The organism is Fuerstiella sp. (genome assembly GCA_022447225.1).
Classification (GTDB): Bacteria; Planctomycetota; Planctomycetia; order Planctomycetales; family Planctomycetaceae; genus S139-18.
In genome coordinates, this window is the sequence record JAKVAZ010000006.1 from 148,584 (window position 1) to 166,537 (window position 17,954).

Genomic DNA, 17,954 nt, shown 5'->3' on the forward strand with positions numbered 1-17,954 from the left:
TGTTTGCTGTCAGGGCGCTGCAGAAAACCAGACCAGTGCATCGGTCTGATCGGGATCCCAGATTCGAATCTCTCCATCATAGGCACCGGAAGCAATACGATCGGTAGCTGCGTGAAAATCAACACTCAGTGGCCAGTCAGCATGCCCCTTGAACTGATGGATTTCCTTGTTTTCCTTAACTTCGAACTGACGTACGGTGCCGTCCGCCGACACACCGAACAGGTGCGACCCCACAACGGCCAGCTGAAAGACTTCGTTGTCAAAAGCAATTTCAGCCGACTTGGCGCCGTCGGCCGTTTTCCAACGGTGGATTTTGTTGTCGCTTCCTGAGGAATACACCTCTTCGCCGTCAGGATGGAAGGCTACTCCCCGAACCGGTTTTCCGTGTCCGCTGTAGGTGTGTTTCAGTTCACCCGTTTCGGTATCAAACAACTTGCAGGTTTTGTCGCGACTTCCGGTGACGAGAATGTTACCGTCCGCACTCCAGGCAACGCTTGTCACCCAGTCGGAATGACTGTCGATTGCCAATCGTTCGTTTCCGTCAGTCACATCATAGATCTTGACGCCACTGTCCACCGTGGCAGCGGCCACGCGTGAACCGTCGGGACTGAATTTGACATCAAGCACGAGATCTCCGGCGGTCCCGATAACCTGCTTAAGGCGACCGGCGTTCACATCAACGATGCGGACAGAACCACTGCGGCCCGGTGCTCCGTCTCCAACAACCAGCATCGTACCGTCAGGAGACAGATCCAGCCCCGACGTGCGTTGACCGATATTGGGGATACGACGCACCAAAGCACCGTCACTGGTATTCCAGACAGTGAGCTCATGATACCCACCGGCAAACAGCTGTGTTCCATCCTGATTAAACTGCAGTGCATTCACCGGAATTCTATGTTCATATTTCTCAGGGGCCTCCGGCTGATCAGATCGTGCCACGATAGCGGACAGACTCGTTTTAGGGTTATCGCCGTCAAACACGGCTCCCTGGTCGATCCATCGTTTCAGCAGCTCAATCTGCTCTGCTGGTAAGGCATCACGATCCAGCGGCATGCGTTCATCTGCGTCATCCGAAAGAATGCGTCGAAACGCTTCACTCTCTTCCAAATCTCCGCCCACGAATCCGGCCAGACCCGAATCTCCTTCACGGAGAGCAAATTCAAAGGAATCAACGCGGTAACTGCCTTCAGCCTTCTTTGTACCGTGACACCCCTCACAGTTTTGCAGAAGCAACGGAGCAATGCTTCGCGAGAAACTCACGGGCTGAGGCGATGCGTCACCGGCAGCCGCCAGCAACGGAACAGCGATCACACACAAAAGCACACGCAATCCGGCAATCATGATGCGTCTCACTCCGACCCCTTACAACAGCGACTGTTTTGTGCAGGCCCGCGAATTTCCCGGCGAACACGACACTCCGATGATTGCTGATACGTCCAGCGGATTAATGGTTAAACAGAAACTCATTCCTGTTCAGAAGCACCCAGCAGATATCTTCAAGTGCCACCAGACGAATATTTTCCGGTGACATGACAGAGTCCTGCAGTTTTGCGAAACCGGCTTCGGATTCGGTCAACTGTTTCTGCTGTTCTTCGGGCAGTTCTTTCAGCAACTGCTCGTCAGTGATCTCCCGCAGAGCTCCAAGTTTTTCCACCAAATAAATCTGCACGGGGCTGCGTTCCTGTTCTGCAGTTGTCACCGCAACCCGAACATCGTCCCGAATGGCTTCCGGAACCGTCAACAAACGAATATCAAACACCTGATCCCGCAGGGTCTTCTTCAGTTCTTCCAGCGTCTGCCCGGTCAGCTCAATCTCCGCCTGCAGCCGAACATTTTCTTCTTCCAGCTGAATTTTCTTACTGGCCACGTGTCCGATCTCCGCTGCCATCTCTTCACCGGTTGGCACACGGGCCAGGGCTGCCAGGTTCAGCTCCGTGATGATTTCCTCATCCGACTTTCCGGAACTGACCAGCGAACGAAACCGATTGGATCCGTCGCGCACTTTGTTATGAATCAACGGTCCGTTGAGGAACTGAATGGCCATTCCCAGGTTGGATTCGGTGGTGCGCTCACATTCACACGCGGTTTGTCGTTCGGGCTGCCCAAAGACCTTTAAAAATTCATGATTGACAAGGTCAGGAGCAGGTAACTGAGTTGCTTTCATCCCTGGAGGAAGTGATTCAAAAGTTTCTTCGATCCCGGTGACGTGGCAAATCGCGTCCAGCATTTGTTCGGCAGTCAGCAAACGCGGCCAGTAGTGCGAAAAGTATTTGGAATCATCACGATTGAAATCATTCGGACGGTGACTCATCTGATAGGTACGACTGTTAACAATCCTGCGTATCACATGCTTGCGGTCGAATCCGTGTTCGACAAAATCCTGAGCTAGAGCATCCAACAGCGGTCCGTTTGAAGGCGGATTGGATTCTCGAAAGTCATCGACAGGATCCACAATGCCGCGTCCCAGCAGATGACTCCAGATCCGATTGACTTCGATCTTTGCGAAAAACGGGTTATCAGCAGTCGTCAGCCAGTCTGCAAACGACTGTCGACGATCGATCTCACTCAACTGTTTGACATTTCCAACCACCGGAACCCAGGGCTGCATGGTCTGACCGGTTCGAGGCTGTGTGACGTCTCCGGTCGGGGCCGACCACACAAACACTTCATCCGGCCGACGCGTCTTTTTGCGCTGAACCCGGTTGAAAAACGCCCCCATCCCGTAGTAATTGTCCTGAGTCCAGCGTTCAAACGGATGATTGTGACACTTGGCACACTGAAGTCTTGCACCCAGAAAGATCTGAGAAACGGTTTCCACACAGTCGTTCATATCTTTGGTGGTCCGGAAGAAGTTGGCAGCGGGATTCTCCAGCGTACTCCCGGAAGCCGTCAGCAGCTCTCGTGCGAATTCGTCATACGGCATGTTGCTGCTCACCGCCCGCTCGATCCAGCGATGATATTTGTGAACACCGTCGTCTCCTACCTGTCCTTTGGTAAGCCGCAGAATATCACCCCATTTGAGAGCCCAGAATTTTCCGTACTCCGGACGATCCAGCAAACGGTTCACCAGTTTCTCACGGCTGTCAGCAGACGAATCACTAAGAAACTGCTGCGCCTCTTCGATGGAGGGCAAACTGCCAACCAGATCAAGGTAGACACGTCGGAGAAATTCCTCGTCCGTGCACAGATCTGATGGCAGATACCTGAGTTTCTGCAGTTTCGCATGTGTCAGGGTATCGACGTAATTGTTTACCGGCTGTGTCTGCCATTCATAACCGTCAATGTCTTTTACGAAAGTCAGAATGGTTGATTCGATGAATTCCAGATACCTGACAATCACGGCCGCTTCACCGCGATCCTTTCCGATCACAAAACCTCCACGGGTGACCTGCGCGACCTCCGTATCTGACGTGGAATACACGGCCAGTTCGGTGACGTCCCGCACAGTACCGTCTGAGAACTCTGCCATCACGCACATCTGCTGCGTATGAGCCGGACGAATCAAAACACGGTTTTCTCCTGGCGTGACTCTAATCCCTACACAAACCGGGGCATCCTCCGGATCCGTCTGACAACCACCGGCAATCCAGTCTCTCAGAATGCTGTAAGCTGGATCGTGTTCATTCAATTTTAATCCGCCACCATGAGTCACTTTCATCAGTGGCTTGAGCAGCAGCAGGCTGTTTTCCGGATCCAGAGCATCCGTCCGCCGTCCAAATTCTTCTCGCAGCAGTGTGTACTGATCCAGTTCCGCATCAAAAGCCCGCAGCGACAGTCGAAAACCGCCTTTGCCGCTGGGAGAACCGTGGCAGGCACCGGAGTTACACCCCTGTTTTGACAGCGCGACAAGCGTTCCGTACTGAAAGGACACAGGATGAGATTCCTGCTGACCGACAACTTCAATCCGTGCTTCGGCAGTGAGATCTCCTGCAGCCACGGTCACAGAAGCCATACCGTCTGACACCGGTAACACCACCCCGGCTTCGCTGACGGAAATGTTCGCATCGTTTACGGAAAACATGGCAGTACGTGTCAGATCCTGGACACTGCCGTCTGCGTAGTAGCCAGTGATGATCAGCTGCAGTTTTTCCCGCGGTCCCAACAACCTGAATTCTTCCGGGGAAACCTCAATCCGATCCGGCGAACCCACAATCACGGGCTCCTGTGGCAACGTGCTGCCGGCATCTTCCTCACCGGCCTGATTCGTGCCACCGTTGACCGCAAATGCCACGGCAACCCCCGCGAGAAGAAATCGAACATTCAGTCCATCATGTTGCATGGTCTCACCGTTAGTCAGCTTTTTTTGCTGACTCCTTTCCTTCCGGCGGTGCTTCGGGCCTGACGATCTGCAATACCACATCCTGCATAAATGTTTGAGTGCGGCCGCTGTGTTCGCCAATCACGACCAGTCGAGCCGTCTGATCGCCTTCCGGCGCGTCATCGTCGCAGGTCACAGTAACCGTGTATACATCTTCTTCGGTCTTCACTTGGATTCCACAGCCGACAGGCAACTGCTCAGCAAAGATCCGAACCGCCCCTTTGAACTCCTCATTCCTGCGTTCGAGCTTCAGCGGAATCGCCTGTTGTGTTCCGGAAACAATCGTATGCTCAGCAAGCTCACAGGTCATCAGAAAAAATGGTTCGACCGCGGGCACCACACTCGCAGTGAACAGTCCGTCCAACCACGGATAAGGGTAGGCCAGCTGGGGAATGGTGGAACGCACGGTGGCCTCCGTGGTGACCGGTCGCTGAACCTTGCGGCCGTCGATTTCAGCAATTCCATCGAACCGCAGCGGCCAGAACTGACCTTCCTGTGCCTCCGATGGAAGCACAGCATACACCCGAACCTCGTTACTGCCCGCAGGAATGGTCTGATTGTACAGATCCAGCGATGGACCTGGTTCCCGGATATCCAGCCGGATCGGCCCGGAGTAACCTCGCCGCTGAACACTCACTGTCATCGCCAAAGCCCGATCACTGACAGGAATCGGAAAACTGACGGTAGTCTTGTCTTCATGCTTGAGATTCAGGGAATAATCGGCCCCCGTACGAATCGCCACACGATAGGCAAACGATTCTCCGCCCCGGTAGATCAGGTCACGCACAGCCAGTCGAAAGATCCCGGCCTCTGCTGCCGTGTAGCTGAACTGTGAATCATCCGAATCATTAATCGAGGTTTCCGCCATCGATCCGCCCGCGGCGTCCGTCAGCTGCATATGAACCAGAGCATGAGAACCGTACCGACGACTCTCCCCAACGCAGTCGATCCTCTGTCCCTTCGCCAGCGCGAACTCGAAGTAATCCTGATCCTTCTTTGTATTCAGCACACCGCTGACGGCACAGGGAACCGTCACGCTTACACTATGTTCAGGCTGATTATTGGGTTCAATTTCTGTAAATTCCGGCAGTTCACTCACCGCAATTTGCGCCATGGCGGAACTCACACCACCATTCCGCTTCACACTGATCGCGATTTGATCTTCTGTAAGAGTCACCGGAAGGTGTTTGATCAGCGACAACGGTTCGTTCGACGGCTGCCCGGTGAACCCGAAGCGGGTTGTGGCTCCCAGTCGGCCACCCATCGGATAAGGCGACGTGAGTATCGGAAAATCACCTATCCGCAGGCGGTAGTCTCCACCGCTGCGATAACGATTATCACGTACTTCGACGATGTAATCACCGTCCTCAGGCGGCTGAAACAGCAGGTGGCAATCCGCTCCGAATCCGGGACTGTCGTCGGCAATCATCAGTTCATTGCCCTGAGTGTCAAGCACGCGGAGGAACGGATCCAGCGGGGAAGCCATCCTCTGCGAAACCACTTCCACGGACGTCGCCTGACCTGTTTTCAGACGGACCCGATAAAAGTCGGACTGAGGCCCGTCAAACACTCCGTCAACCGCTACTGCCGGCGGCACTTCCTGAGCTTCCACAATCGAATGATTGGCCGCATTGTCGGCAACGGAACTCAGATCATCCACCATCAAAAACAAAGGAGGAGTCACTCCGGCAGCGTTGGCTGCAACCAGCCCCACAACACCGACCGGACAGTCTGAGTCTGCCGTCATTTTGCAGGTCAGTGACTTCGCATCGTCCGCTACGTTGATGTCTGCGATCGTAATCGGCGACGGCGACCACAGTTGCAGCGGTTTGGCAAGATTGTCTCCCTGAATTGTCACCAGCGTTGCCTGTCCCGGCAACAGTCCCCGAGGAGTCAGATTCGAAACAGACGGCTGGCCCTGTACCGGCTCCGACATAACGAAGCAGATACCAAGAAATGTGACCAGGACGCGTGAAAGGAAAGGCACGGCAGGCAGACGGAGTCAAAGTGAAGCGACGCGTTTCCGGACTCAACGAAACCGGTGAGCGTAAAGAGAGTCACACAGTCACGGTGAATCGAGTATTCCGATGCACCCCCAAACTGGTAATTCCCGTAATCTTACTCTGATACATGCAACCCGCGGAGTCAACAAATCGAATGAAGGTCACCCGAATAACGGGCAAAACGCCGGAAAATCCCGATTGAACCAAATAATTGTACCGAACAACAATCACCACCCGCACGCAGACTGCACACGCCAGCCGCCGGTGTGACACTTACAGACCGTGTATTCGCACCTGGTCAGGCAGGTGCGCGGTCATTGGTGCCGGTGTTCGGCCAGATCGTCATAGACTCCTGAAACAGCGATGTCAGGTCCTGTTCTGTTGCCGGGCGGGGTGACAGTTTTGTGACCCGGTGTTGAGGCAACGTTCCCTGAACAAGATCAGGGATACTGGCCGCCGTGTATCCGATCGATTCCAGTCCGTTGGGCATCTGCATCAGCTGCATGAAATCAATCACACGTGCGGCGAGGACTTCGCCAGAGTCTTCCGGCGAAACACCACCAACGTCTGCTCCCAATGCGGCGGCAGCCTGCAGATGCCGTTCCGGGCAGGCGGGCGCCGTGAAACGGACCACGGCCGGAGTATTCAATATGACTGACATTCCGTGCGGCACCAGGGGATGATCAACATCGAATCCCTGCGGCTGAAAGGATTTTACCATGCCGGCCACCGGATAAGACATCCCGTGCGGCAGATGCACGCCCGCATTCCCAAACCCAATCCCGGCAATGGCGGCTGCCAGCATCATGTTGCCCCGGGCTTCATCGTCTGTGGTATCCGCAAAGGCTCGAGGCAGAAATTCGGCCATCAGTTTCAACGCATGCACAGCCCAGATATCACTGACAGGATTGGACCCCTGATAAGCAGGCCGGTGCAGAGGCCCCTCCGGTCTGGGACGATCTAGATAAGGCATCGCCGTGTATGATTCCAGAGCATGGCTCAGAACATCCAGTCCGCTGGAAGCGGCCACAGCAGCCGGCAGCGTTTTGGTATTTTCCGAATCAATGATTCCCAGTGTGGGTTTCAGATATCGGTGAGCAATCCCGGTTTTTGCCCGCTTGTCCACGTAATCAAAGATAGCAACACCGGTTGTCTCACTACCGGTACCGGCCGTGGTCGGTACCGCAATCAGTGGTTTCAGGGGAGCCGGCACCGGCTGACCATCGCCAATCGGTGCGTTGACATAGTGAAAAAAATCTGCCGGCCAGGTGGAATAAAGATTGGCGGCTTTTGCCGTGTCGATTGTGCTGCCACCTCCCACAGCCACGAACGCATCAAAATTGCCGTCAGCAGCGACAGCGGCCGCATGCTGAAAACTGGCATCGGTCGGTTCAACGGAAACTTCATCAAACAGCACGAAGTCAATCGACTGCCGTTCCAATGAATCCGTCACAATTTCAGCAACAGGCAGCGATCGCAGATTCGGATCCATCAGAACCATGGTTCGTCCGGCCGACATATCCCGCAGATCCATGCCGATTTCGGCCGTGCATCCTGCTCCAAATCGAATATTGGAAGCCGCCATCTGAAAGACATTGTCAGTTTCCATGCCGTCCACTTTATTTTCCGGATACTCAGAGGAATTGGATTCCATGAAGCCCGCCGGGAGACCAGGCTGCATTCCAGGAAGACCTGTGATGGAACGCGTGGGTCATACGGGTGATGTATAAGATCTGACGTTTCAAATTGCCGCAATCGCGGCCGACGTGCGAACAGGAAAGTCTCAATGAGTGAATGAAAGGTTTTCAATCAAACAGTCATCTCAACTGAAATACGGGCAGCCTGCGACGACAGTCAGCAAAGTCGTTCGCCGACACGGGTTAAAAAAATGTTGAAGCCGGCGACTGCCCGATTCCTGCACCATTGGCATTATTGTTTACGATCATTCTAAAGAAAACCAGTACAGTAGTGGCAGAGATCTGCTCGCCAGCGGGTCCGCCTGCTTCCTGCCGCGTATCAAACCAGTGTCAATCCCCCAGCAGTCCATGCCGGTATGCCGACTTTAACAACCTGCGAACGTACAACGGTCTGATGCAACGTTGCCAACCGATGGTGGAGTGTAAATTCCGACCTGAAATCTTCGCTGCACCCGCCGGAGTAGATTGGTTTGAGGTGAATCGGGTCACCTATTGATTTCAACCTGCTCCGGCCACAAGTTGTGTATAGGTTTCCGGGCGGCGAGCGTGGAGGAAATCGCCCGATCCGGCCCGCCACTGTGCCAGAACCTGCGGATCCAGGTCCACCATCAGCAACCGCTCATGGTTGTGGTCGCGGGCCGATTCACTGATCCACTCACCGCCAGGATCAATGGCAAAGGAATAACCAGGCCAGCGATGCATGGCACCTGGTTCAACCCAGGATGCTCCGGCAATCCGATCATCGTCAGCCACATTTCCTGCATGATTCACGCCCAGCACGAAAACACGGTTTTCATAGGCCCGGGCAGACGCCCAGCGAGCCACCTGTGCGGGCCATTCCTGCGGATCCTGCGACCGCCCGCAGGAATCACAACGTCCGGTGGCAAAGGACATCAGAACAATCTCGGCTCCGTTGAGGGCCAGACACCGCGCAGCCTCAGGAAATTCCGCGTCATAGCAAATCGCCGTCCCCACACGGGCAAATCCCAGGTCCACAACGGGCCACCCGGATCCCGCGTGAAACATTTGTGCCTCCTCACCACAAACATGAACTTTTGCGGCAAACCCCAGGGGACCGTCTGCACCCAGGAACACCTGGGCATTGAACACCTTATGCTCCTGCCGGACCGCCATGCCGACGGAGATCACCAGGCCCGATCGGGCTGCGACATCCACCAGACGTTGACAGGACGGTCCGTCGAGTGGTTCGGCCTGCCGCTGCATCAGACTCCGATCCGTGTGATAACCCTGAAGACAAATTTCCGGAAAACAGACGATGTTCGCCTGCTGTTCCGCAGCCGTTTCGCTCCAGTGGACAATCCGCTGCAGATTCTCTTCCGGCCGGCCAAATCGACTGGCCATCGACACGATTGCTGCCCGGGTCCTGTGCACTGTCCTGCTCCGTTTGAACTCGAAATTTTCATTAAGCGCCGCTGCGTATTCATTCTTATCAGTTCACTCGATCAATCAGTTCACAACATCGCACTGTTTACAGATTGAATGAGTTGACCGTTGCATCTGTTCAGCAAACGGACGTGCTCGGAATGATGATCCGTTCGTTCACGGAAACAGTAAACCCGGTTAATCGAGTTCGATGATCTGTACGTCAACAACACAAACAACAGATTTGTCAAAGGGCATGCCGAAAGTATTCCCGCCAACGACACCAAAGCAGTCACGAGGCCTGCACGGGCGTGCTGAAAACAGTGTTTTTCAGGCATTTATCGCTACAAACAGGCTCAGTTGATCAGTGCAGCGACACGGTCTGCGATCTGCCTGTAAAGATCATCGGGCAGAGGGCCTTTCTCAAAGGCAGAGACATTTTCGGCCAGATGTCCCGGATCGCACGTACCGACAATTGTGGTGTGACAGTGTGGGTGGCTCAAAGTGTAACGCAAAATCAATTCAGCTCGTTTCATGCCCGGCGAAAGCAGTTCATCCAGTCTGGCCTGGTTCCACACGTCGTTGAGTGCGGGGCGCTGGATCTCAGCATCCGGACCGCCGTGGGCGACGCCTCCCCGTACAATAATCCCGGCACCGGACTCAGCTGCGGCTGTTATCAGGTCATGATGCTGCGGAGCCAGGCAGGAATACGGAATTTGAAACGTGTCAAAAACGTCCAGATCGATGAGAGCTGCCAAGTGCGGGATGGTACTGGATGCTCCAATGAATCGGAGCATGCCCTGATCCCGAAAGTCCCGGAGCAGTTCAATCAAACCTTCCTGCTGCAGAGTTGCCGCGTCCACCCCGTGAAACTGAAGGATATCCACATGATCAGTCTGCAGACGCCGGAGGCTGGTCTCAAGATTGCGAGAGATAACGTCTTTTTTCCAGACATGGTTAATCTCAAGATGATCGGCGTGTTGAGTGTAAACACAGCCACATTTGGTGGCGAGACAGAACTCGCTGCGTCGTGTGCTGATGTAGCGACCAATGCGTTCCTCACTGATTCCATAATCGGGAGACGTATCAATCAAATTGATACCGGCGTCGAGCACCGAATTGAGGAACGCTTCCGCTGCCTGTTCCGTCACAACCCGCACGCCCCATGTTTTGGGCCCGCGGATCCCCATGCTCCCGTAACCAAGCTGGGTCACTTCGAGCCCCGTTCGTCCAAGTTTCTTTTTGATCATGACTGCCGGATTCCTGCATTCAGACGAAGAATTCGAGGACCACATTAACTTCGACCTCAGTGAGACGGAAGTCGCACCAAGCCTAACAAGGGGCCAGGCGTTCGTAGTCAAGGGATACTCGTTCGTGCGCCGCGTTCCGGGCACACGCATCGCATGTCCACCCATCGACCAGTCCGCGTGTCATGAGGATCTCCCAGGAATAATCCGCAGCGCAATGTAAGGGGCAAAATTCAACAGTATGACGCTCAGCTTGTAGAAGCCAATGAGCTGGTAATGAAGCTCATCGAAGCGATCCGCGGACAGCCCCGGAAACATGGAGCAGTGGATCTGGTAGACGACATTGTGGGCCAACAGGAACCCGAAGAACCAAACCGTCAGGAACCCGAAGTTGATCACCGCACACCACCCAGGATCCCGCGAAGATCTTCCCTGGTCATTATCCCAATCTCCTGAAAAACATCTCACTGGATGAAACTCAAAGACCAGCTTAGCCACTCAAAATCCCTGTCTGAAAGCGTCTTCAGGCTACCGATAGTGTTCGCGGGACAAAGATCCAGCGGGCCATTGAACTCACCGTATTTTACGGCCCCGGAAATGAAATCGCGATGGCGGTAAGTTTTAATTTGAGCTATGGCGCAGTCGGCAGTTTCAAGGACGACTGAGCCACAGAGGGATCTCGCGGCATCGCCCTGAAGGCAACTCCGGCAGCGGTTATTAGCTGGACGGGGAGCCTCGACTGCTTGCCCGCCAGGACGATGAGTCTGAGGATGTCATGGGTTCGGCAAGCGAAGACCGAGTGGTTGTAGCCGGCGTATTTGCGGCGGTTGCAGACGGTCGCGATCCCGGTGATGGATTTGTCGGAAGGCAGGAACCGCACAAACGGGATCCGAGTCGGGCTCTATGTCGTCAGGGATGCAGAGGCGTACCAGTAACATTCCTGTCGACTCACGCTGAATTTATTCAGTCGGTATTGAATCTTCAGAATCAGATGCCTAGAAAACCATGGAACGGAATCAGTGCAGTTGAGACTCTTCCGGAGCGCAGGCTGCAGCTGTTAAAAGCAAATACCTGTGTCTGTTAACAGCACATCCATAACAACCAACAAGGCAATTCACAGGATCCATAATAAATGAGACAGTCATTTCTTGGGACAGTCACGCCCATCGCATGTATTGCAGCAGCAGTCATTATCCTTTCCGGTTGCGGGGAAACTTCATCAACTCCGCAAAGCCCCTCACTGATGATTCAACAGTGTCTGGAGTCCAGCGGCAGCAAACTGGATGAATCTCTTGCATCAGGTGATTTGCTTGCAGCCACCCGGGAGATTGTCCAGGTACTTGACGACTTCGAAGACACGCCCGCGATGGCTCCCTATATAGAATTTCACGAGGGGATCGAATTTCTCGAGAACCTGGCCTCAAAGCGAACCTCGGAAGGAGAACTGAAAGAAGTAATCGAGCAGTTAAAAAATCTCGCGGCAGACCTCCTGTCGAAAAATGCCGCGTAGCGGTAACACTCATCCTTTTCACGTTTTCCGGCACCGCTCACTCTGCTTTTTACCGTCCGGTTTGGACGAAAAAATCTCGTATTTCACATAACCACGCTTCCTGTACTGTAACGCAGTGCTAGTGGCTGGTGTACGATTGAAGTTCACAGAGACCGCCGGGCAACACGTACCGCGAAACCTCTTCCGATTTCCGATTCGTTTTGGAGCTGTGGCAATCGGTGCCGCAGGAGATGTCTACAGAACGCGGCGTATTGCTTCCGGAGGTCTGACTGCATCTGCGAAAACAACGAATTGTTTATCACGAATTTTGATGAATTCCGGTCTCATTCGAACCATTGCAGAAAATCGACTTCCTGCGACAGACCGCACACTTCGCCACCATGCTCTACTGTGCACAGTAAAACACCAGGCATCAAACGTTTCAGTTCATCCTTGTTGGTCTGCAGTAAAACCGGATCCAGGTCCGGGGAAACTTCGTTCAGCACCACTGCTGAGACCTTGATTCCGCGGGACTCAGCTGCTTCAACGGTTGCCAGTGTCTGATGGATGGTTCCCAGCCGGTTGGCCGACACGATCACAGTTGGCGATACCAGCCGCTGAGCGAGCTCAGCCACCAGCATTCCGTCAGAAACCGGACTCAACAGACCACCGGCACCTTCAATCAGCACCAGATCGGCGTCATCTCGCCACGCGTCCAGTCCTGTGACAAGATCATGGTCTGCCAGCACTCTTCCTTCCAGTCTCGCGGCAACGTTCGGAGCCATCGGAGCCTGGAAACGATGGGCGCAGATGCGATCCATCAGAGTAATGTCCGTGTCATGAACACCGATTGCTGAAGCCAGAGATCGGATATCTTCCCAAAGGAGTCGTCCGTGCTGGCGAACCGCACCGCTGCACACGGGTTTCCATGCCCCCATACGAAATCCTCTGCGTCTCAACTCTGCAAGGATCTGACAGGAAACCCAGGTCTTGCCGACGTCAGTATCTGTTCCGGAAACAAACAGTGTCTTCATGTTGGCCCACTGGCATTTGTGCGACTTAACTTGAATCACTCTGTGCAAGTTACCCTGAACCGAAAGGAAATTGCCATGTATTTTCGCTAGTCTATCGGAAATGGAAACTTCTGAGACCCTTGGTGAGTTTTTCCGTCTGAAAGCGCCGGATTCACTCTCATGTGGCAGGTACTGATGAGTCACCTTGTTGAATCAGCCCCGATCTGGCTCCCTCGGACAGGTGCCATGGTCCTGCTGATACTGTTCTCCGCATTTTTTTCTTCGAGTGAGACGGCCTGTTTTTTTTTGTCACGTGATCAAATCGGCCGATTTTCCGCGGGAAACAACCGCGAAAAAATTCTGGCATCGCTCATGGGCAATCCGGATCGACTGCTGACCGGTGTGCTGTTCTGGAATCTGGTCATCAACCTGACATATTTTGCGGTTGGCATTGCTCTGGTCCGACGACTGACACTGGCCGGTTATCCAGCGATTGCTGCTGCCGCCGGTGTTCTGAATCTGCTGGGTATGATTATCTTTGGTGAAGTCCTCCCCAAGAGTGTGGCCGTTGTGCGAGGGCAGGCTCTGGCCCGGGCTGCCGCCTGGCCGCTGGCGACGGCACTGTTCATACTGGATCCGCTGATTCCCCTGTTAAGCCGAATGGCCCGGATCCTGCGCCGCACGTTCTGGCCGGATGTAAAACAGGAAGCTCAGTTGAATCCCGCCGATCTGGAACGAGCACTGGACACGTCAGCAGCACTCGGTCGGGACATGCTTCAGGAAGAACAGCATGTGATGCACAATGTGCTGGATCTGAACGAAATGCAGGCCGAAGAGGTCATGTGTCCTCGCAGACACTGCCTTTCCGTTCCACCGGACGGACGGCTGAATTCAACGAATCTTCCGAATGTGCGACATGTGGATTTCCTGCTCGTCCAGGACAGCAAAGACAGCGAAATTTACGGCGTCCTTCCTCTTGACCATCTCCACACAGCTACGGATCAGACGTATGCCGAACTGGCTGAACCTGTCGTGTTCGTTCCGTGGTGTGCCAGTCTGGCTCAGGTACTGACCCAGCTTGAAGGACGTAACCGCGAAGTTGCAGTGGTTGTCCACGAACATGGTGAAATGGTAGGCATCCTGCCCTATGAGGACCTGATTGCCAGCGTGCTTAGTGAGTCGCCCAGCCGCACCAAGCGTATTTTACGTCGCGAGCCACTGATTGAAGTCGATTCCAATCATTACCATGCTGAAGGACTGGTGACGCTGAGATATCTGGCCCGACGTCTGAGGGTCACACTGACGGCACATGATGAATCGCTGTACACCCTCGCCGGCTTATTCCAGGATCGACTGGAACGAATTCCTTTGCGGGGAGACCAGTTCGAATGGCACGGCTGGGTTTTTACTGCAATCGACGTGACCGACCGGGGTCTGGTGAGAGTTCTTGCAGAACCCGCAGAATTGCCGGGGCCGGCCCAGGAGGTCTCTGAACGATGATCACGGTACTGATACTTTCCGTGTCGTTTGCACTGTTTCTGACCGGAATGCAGCTGTCGGCATTCTTCAGCGGGTCGGAAACCGGCTTCTACCGTGTGAGCCGCCTGCAACTGACACTGCAGGAGCAACAGGGCGACGAAGCTTCGCGTCATCTGGTCGAGTTCGTCCGTCACCCGGAACGCTTCGTAGGTACCACACTGGTTGGAAACAATGTGGCCAACTATCTGACCACACTGGCCATCGGACTTTTTGTTGCTGAAGCCAGCGGTTATCCCGGTCCGTCAGGATCCACTGAACTCACCGCAACTCTAATCCTGGCCCCCATCGTGTTTGTCTTCGGTGAGCTGATACCGAAAAGTCTGTACTATCGTTCGCCGCTGTCACTGCTGCGCCGCAGAAGTTCGATCTTTCGGTTCTTCTATTATCTGTTCCTCCCGCTGAGTTTCCCGCTCACACTGATCGCTCGCGCCGTTTCCAGATTCACAGGACAGGAAACCCCTTCAGTCGACACGATGTTTGGGCGAACCCGGATGTTTGGACTGATTGCCAGTGGAGAGCGTGACGGAATATTAACACAGGTTCAGCGGCGCATGGCAGACAACCTCATCCACACCGAAGAATTGACACTGGCTGAACTCATGGAATCACCTGGTCAGATTCCAAGGGTTAGGCAGTCCGCGGGTCTGGAGACGGTGCTCGGTGTGGCAGCGGCGTCCGGCAGCGCTTGGGTCTTCCTCGAGCGTGAGCAACAGGAAGTCACCGGTGTAGTTCGTGTTTCCACGCTGATGTTGTCCCGATTCTCTCCTGCCGCAGTATCGGAACCTTTGCCACAGTTCAGCCAGGAAACACATCCACTGGTGGCACTTTCTGAATTATTCCGACAGCACGCACAGTTTGGGATCGTACGGGATCATGGTATCACCGTGGGAGTAATCCGTCGCAGTATCCTGAGCAGTCAGCTGTTAATGTCCCGAAAGGCCCCTGCGGTACCAACGACGGCATAGGAATGACAGCACACCGCATCAACGTCATTTTCCGCACGGCCATCGTGGCGGAGCTGGTGCTGATTGCCACGACCTGGCGTCTATGGCTTTGTGCTGCAGAATTCCCTGTTGTCCCGCTTTTTGGCATCTTTCTCCAGATACCGCTGATGCTGGTTCGACTCGTTTCGCTGACATTTGTTGCCGCTTTACTGGTGGCTGCCTTCACCGGCCGTGGAAAACGTTTGATGCCCGGACGACGTATCTCGGCCGTGAGCCTCCTGCTGGCAGGTCTGGCCGTCTGCTGCAATCAGCATTGCCTGCAGCCGTGGCACTGGTTGTTTATGCTCACCATGTCTTTCCGCATGATTCTGTCGAACGACGACGTGCTGAACGTACTCCGGCGGCTGTTGCCGTGCATTTACGTCTTCGCCGCTGTCTCTCGTTTCGGACCGAACATCGATTCCGGAATGAGCCGCAGCGTCGTCACTGTACTGCTGGAATCTGCGGATCTCACACATCTGACCGCATCGGAAGAAACAATGTTCTGGGCCTGTCTGCTAAGCACAATGCTTGAGCTGTCTGCCGGGCTGTTGTTGTGGATATCACGGACCCAGTCCGTGGGCAGGGGACTCGCTGTCGCCATGCATCTGATCCTGATCACAGCTCTGGGTCCCTGGGGACTCAACCAGCATCCGGCTGTTATCATCTGGAACGCGTTCCTGGCCTTATGGGTTATTTTTCTGTTTCCTGTGCCGTTCATGCATCAGAAATCTCCATCGGCTTCGGTCACTGCAGCTGCCGGATTGTGTATAACATGGTCAACACTTGCGCTGTTCGGTGTCACCGACAGCTGGACCGGCTGGCAACTGTATTCCCCTCGTCCGGAAACACTTCATCTCCGGATCCACTCCGCTGCTGCCGCTGAACTGCCTGCGTCAGTGGCTCCGTTTGTATCTGATTCAACGCCCCTGGACGAATGGCACACGGTACGTCTGGATCGCTGGAGCCTGGCCGCCGCCGGCGTGCCAATCTATCCGCAGGCGAGATTTCAGCTGGCCGTGGCCGGAAGATTGATCAGAGACATGGACAGTAGTCAACACGTCAGAATCGGGCTGAATGTGCCGGACCCGATAAGGTGGTGGCGTCGAACCACCGTCTCACTGTCCGGAAAACCAGCCATCAAAGAAGCCACACAGACCTGCCGGCTCAATGCCACTGCCCGCTGATCAAGATGACAGTGTGGTACCGTGTAACGAAAAAACATGGCTGCGAAATACCGGCTGCGCCCGACTGTTCCAAAGGGCCGCGGCAGATCAATGATTGAACTCCGGTCGTCGGTCGCCAAGTTGTTCTTTCATTCGCGCAACGATGCTGCTGTGCATCTGACTCACCCGGGACTCAGACAGTCCCAGGGTGGTTCCGATTTCCTTCATTGTCAGTTCTTCGTAGTAATACAAAATGATGATCAGTCGTTCATTACGATTGAGTCCCCGGGTGACCAGTTTCATGACATCCAGTTTCTGGATGCCGTTTGTCGGATCTTCACCCTTCGCATCTTCCAGCACGTCAACTTCGCGGACATCTTTGTAGCCGTCAGTTTCGTACCACTTCTTGTTCAGGCTGACCAGGTTCACTGCGCTGGCTTCAGCCTTAAGTTTTTCAAACTCCTGGATGGGAAGACCCATTTCCCCGGCGATTTCGACATCCGTTGGTGGACGGCCGACCCTGGCAACAACCGATTTCCGAGCGGCCTCCAGCTTGCTGGCTTTGCTGCGTACAAGACGAGGAACCCAGTCCATGGTTCGCAGTTCGTCCAGCATGGCCCCGCGAATACGTGGCACGCAGTAGGTTTCGAATTTAACGCCACGTTCCATATCATAGGCTTCGATGGCATCCATAAGACCAAAGACACCAGCAGACATCAGATCGTTAAGATCCACACCTTCCGGCAGTTTGGCCCACACGCGTTCTGCATTGTATTTCACAAGTGGCAGATACCGTTCCATCAGCCGGTTCCGCAAGGCTTGATTGCGCATGTCCTTTTTGAATTCTATCCAGACATGCACTATATCTTCACTGAGCTTGCTGGTCATTCAATCCTCCATAACGAACATCGCACCGGAAACGGGTGCCACCTGGTATCCGATAGTTTCGGAACCCTTACGGCCTCCAATCCAGTAAAACCGGTTCAACACACCGGCTCACCGGATTCATCTACACAGTCCTGTGGGGACTGATCTGAGACAGATGGTTTCGAGTGCTGCTCTTCTCTCCCGCGATCAATATTCAACTTCTGTCACATCACCGGGTGGAACCGG

13 protein-coding genes are annotated in these 17,954 nt (G+C 54.4%); 5 read left to right on the top strand and 8 right to left on the bottom strand.

Annotation, left to right across the window (positions count from 1 at the left end):
* Window positions 1-9: 9 nt before the first annotated feature.
* The 6 genes from MK110_05240 to MK110_05265 form a co-directional block, all read right to left on the bottom strand.
* The gene (locus MK110_05240) at window positions 10-1,356 is read right to left on the bottom strand and encodes a hypothetical protein (protein MCH2210683.1); all 1,347 of its coding nucleotides are present in this window, start codon (window positions 1,354-1,356) and stop codon (window positions 10-12) included.
* Between the two features lie 91 nt (window positions 1,357-1,447).
* Window positions 1,448-4,282 (bottom strand): DUF1549 and DUF1553 domain-containing protein, encoded by a 2,835-nt coding sequence (locus tag MK110_05245; GenBank protein ID MCH2210684.1) that lies wholly within the window; start codon window positions 4,280-4,282, stop codon window positions 1,448-1,450.
* A 10-nt stretch (window positions 4,283-4,292) separates the two neighbouring features.
* The gene (locus tag MK110_05250; protein ID MCH2210685.1) at window positions 4,293-6,308 is read right to left on the bottom strand and encodes a hypothetical protein; all 2,016 of its coding nucleotides are present in this window, start codon (window positions 6,306-6,308) and stop codon (window positions 4,293-4,295) included.
* A 314-nt stretch (window positions 6,309-6,622) separates the two neighbouring features.
* A complete protein-coding gene (locus tag MK110_05255) occupies window positions 6,623-8,005 on the bottom strand; it encodes an iron-containing alcohol dehydrogenase (GenBank protein MCH2210686.1) in 1,383 nt (460 codons plus the stop codon).
* Window positions 8,006-8,519: 514 nt separating this feature from the next.
* A complete protein-coding gene (locus MK110_05260) occupies window positions 8,520-9,383 on the bottom strand; it encodes a hypothetical protein (GenBank protein ID MCH2210687.1) in 864 nt (287 codons plus the stop codon).
* A 377-nt stretch (window positions 9,384-9,760) separates the two neighbouring features.
* Window positions 9,761-10,654, bottom strand: coding sequence for an aldo/keto reductase (locus MK110_05265; protein ID MCH2210688.1), 894 nt, complete (start codon window positions 10,652-10,654; stop codon window positions 9,761-9,763).
* Between the two features lie 273 nt (window positions 10,655-10,927).
* Here MK110_05265 and MK110_05270 point away from each other — a divergent pair, with 273 nt between their 5' ends.
* Complete coding sequence (locus MK110_05270; protein MCH2210689.1) at window positions 10,928-11,107, top strand: hypothetical protein; 180 nt, start codon at window positions 10,928-10,930, stop codon at window positions 11,105-11,107.
* A gap of 676 nt (window positions 11,108-11,783) precedes the next feature.
* Window positions 11,784-12,161, top strand: coding sequence for a hypothetical protein (locus MK110_05275; protein MCH2210690.1), 378 nt, complete (start codon window positions 11,784-11,786; stop codon window positions 12,159-12,161).
* 323 nt (window positions 12,162-12,484) lie between these two features.
* Here the strand turns inward: MK110_05275 and bioD are convergent, their stop codons facing one another.
* Window positions 12,485-13,174 carry a dethiobiotin synthase gene (bioD, locus tag MK110_05280; protein ID MCH2210691.1) on the bottom strand — a complete coding sequence of 230 codons (690 nt, stop codon included), beginning with the start codon at window positions 13,172-13,174 and terminating at the stop codon, window positions 12,485-12,487.
* A gap of 174 nt (window positions 13,175-13,348) precedes the next feature.
* Between bioD and MK110_05285 the strand changes: the two genes are divergently transcribed.
* Genes MK110_05285 through MK110_05295 form a run of 3 tightly spaced genes read left to right on the top strand, consistent with a single transcriptional unit; the run spans window position 13,349 to window position 16,862 of the window.
* Entirely contained in the window at window positions 13,349-14,653 is a 1,305-nt protein-coding gene (locus MK110_05285; protein ID MCH2210692.1) for a CNNM domain-containing protein, read from the top strand.
* The gene (locus MK110_05290) at window positions 14,650-15,657 is read left to right on the top strand and encodes a CNNM domain-containing protein (protein MCH2210693.1); all 1,008 of its coding nucleotides are present in this window, start codon (window positions 14,650-14,652) and stop codon (window positions 15,655-15,657) included. Before MK110_05285 ends, MK110_05290 begins: the two co-directional genes overlap by 4 nt.
* Before the next feature lie 2 nt (window positions 15,658-15,659).
* Window positions 15,660-16,862, top strand: coding sequence for a hypothetical protein (locus tag MK110_05295; GenBank protein ID MCH2210694.1), 1,203 nt, complete (start codon window positions 15,660-15,662; stop codon window positions 16,860-16,862).
* An 87-nt stretch (window positions 16,863-16,949) separates the two neighbouring features.
* Here MK110_05295 and MK110_05300 read toward each other — a convergent pair whose 3' ends face one another.
* The gene (locus MK110_05300; protein ID MCH2210695.1) at window positions 16,950-17,729 is read right to left on the bottom strand and encodes a FliA/WhiG family RNA polymerase sigma factor; all 780 of its coding nucleotides are present in this window, start codon (window positions 17,727-17,729) and stop codon (window positions 16,950-16,952) included.
* Window positions 17,730-17,954: the final 225 nt, after the last annotated feature.

What these genes read in the sequence shown, in the direction of transcription:
- MK110_05245 (MCH2210684.1), bottom strand. Translation starts at nt 4,282, where the DNA reads ATGCAACATGATGGACTGAATGTTCGATTTCTTCTCGCGGGGGTTGCC.
- MK110_05255 (MCH2210686.1), bottom strand. Translation starts at nt 8,005, where the DNA reads ATGCAGCCTGGTCTCCCGGCGGGCTTCATGGAATCCAATTCCTCTGAG.
- MK110_05260 (MCH2210687.1), bottom strand. Translation starts at nt 9,383, where the DNA reads ATGGCCAGTCGATTTGGCCGGCCGGAAGAGAATCTGCAGCGGATTGTC.
- MK110_05265 (MCH2210688.1), bottom strand. Translation starts at nt 10,654, where the DNA reads ATGATCAAAAAGAAACTTGGACGAACGGGGCTCGAAGTGACCCAGCTT.
- MK110_05270 (MCH2210689.1), top strand. Translation starts at nt 10,928, where the DNA reads ATGAAGCTCATCGAAGCGATCCGCGGACAGCCCCGGAAACATGGAGCA.
- MK110_05275 (MCH2210690.1), top strand. Translation starts at nt 11,784, where the DNA reads ATGAGACAGTCATTTCTTGGGACAGTCACGCCCATCGCATGTATTGCA.
- bioD (MCH2210691.1), bottom strand. Translation starts at nt 13,174, where the DNA reads ATGAAGACACTGTTTGTTTCCGGAACAGATACTGACGTCGGCAAGACC.
- MK110_05285 (MCH2210692.1), top strand. Translation starts at nt 13,349, where the DNA reads ATGAGTCACCTTGTTGAATCAGCCCCGATCTGGCTCCCTCGGACAGGT.
- MK110_05290 (MCH2210693.1), top strand. Translation starts at nt 14,650, where the DNA reads ATGATCACGGTACTGATACTTTCCGTGTCGTTTGCACTGTTTCTGACC.
- MK110_05295 (MCH2210694.1), top strand. Translation starts at nt 15,660, where the DNA reads ATGACAGCACACCGCATCAACGTCATTTTCCGCACGGCCATCGTGGCG.
- MK110_05300 (MCH2210695.1), bottom strand. Translation starts at nt 17,729, where the DNA reads ATGACCAGCAAGCTCAGTGAAGATATAGTGCATGTCTGGATAGAATTC.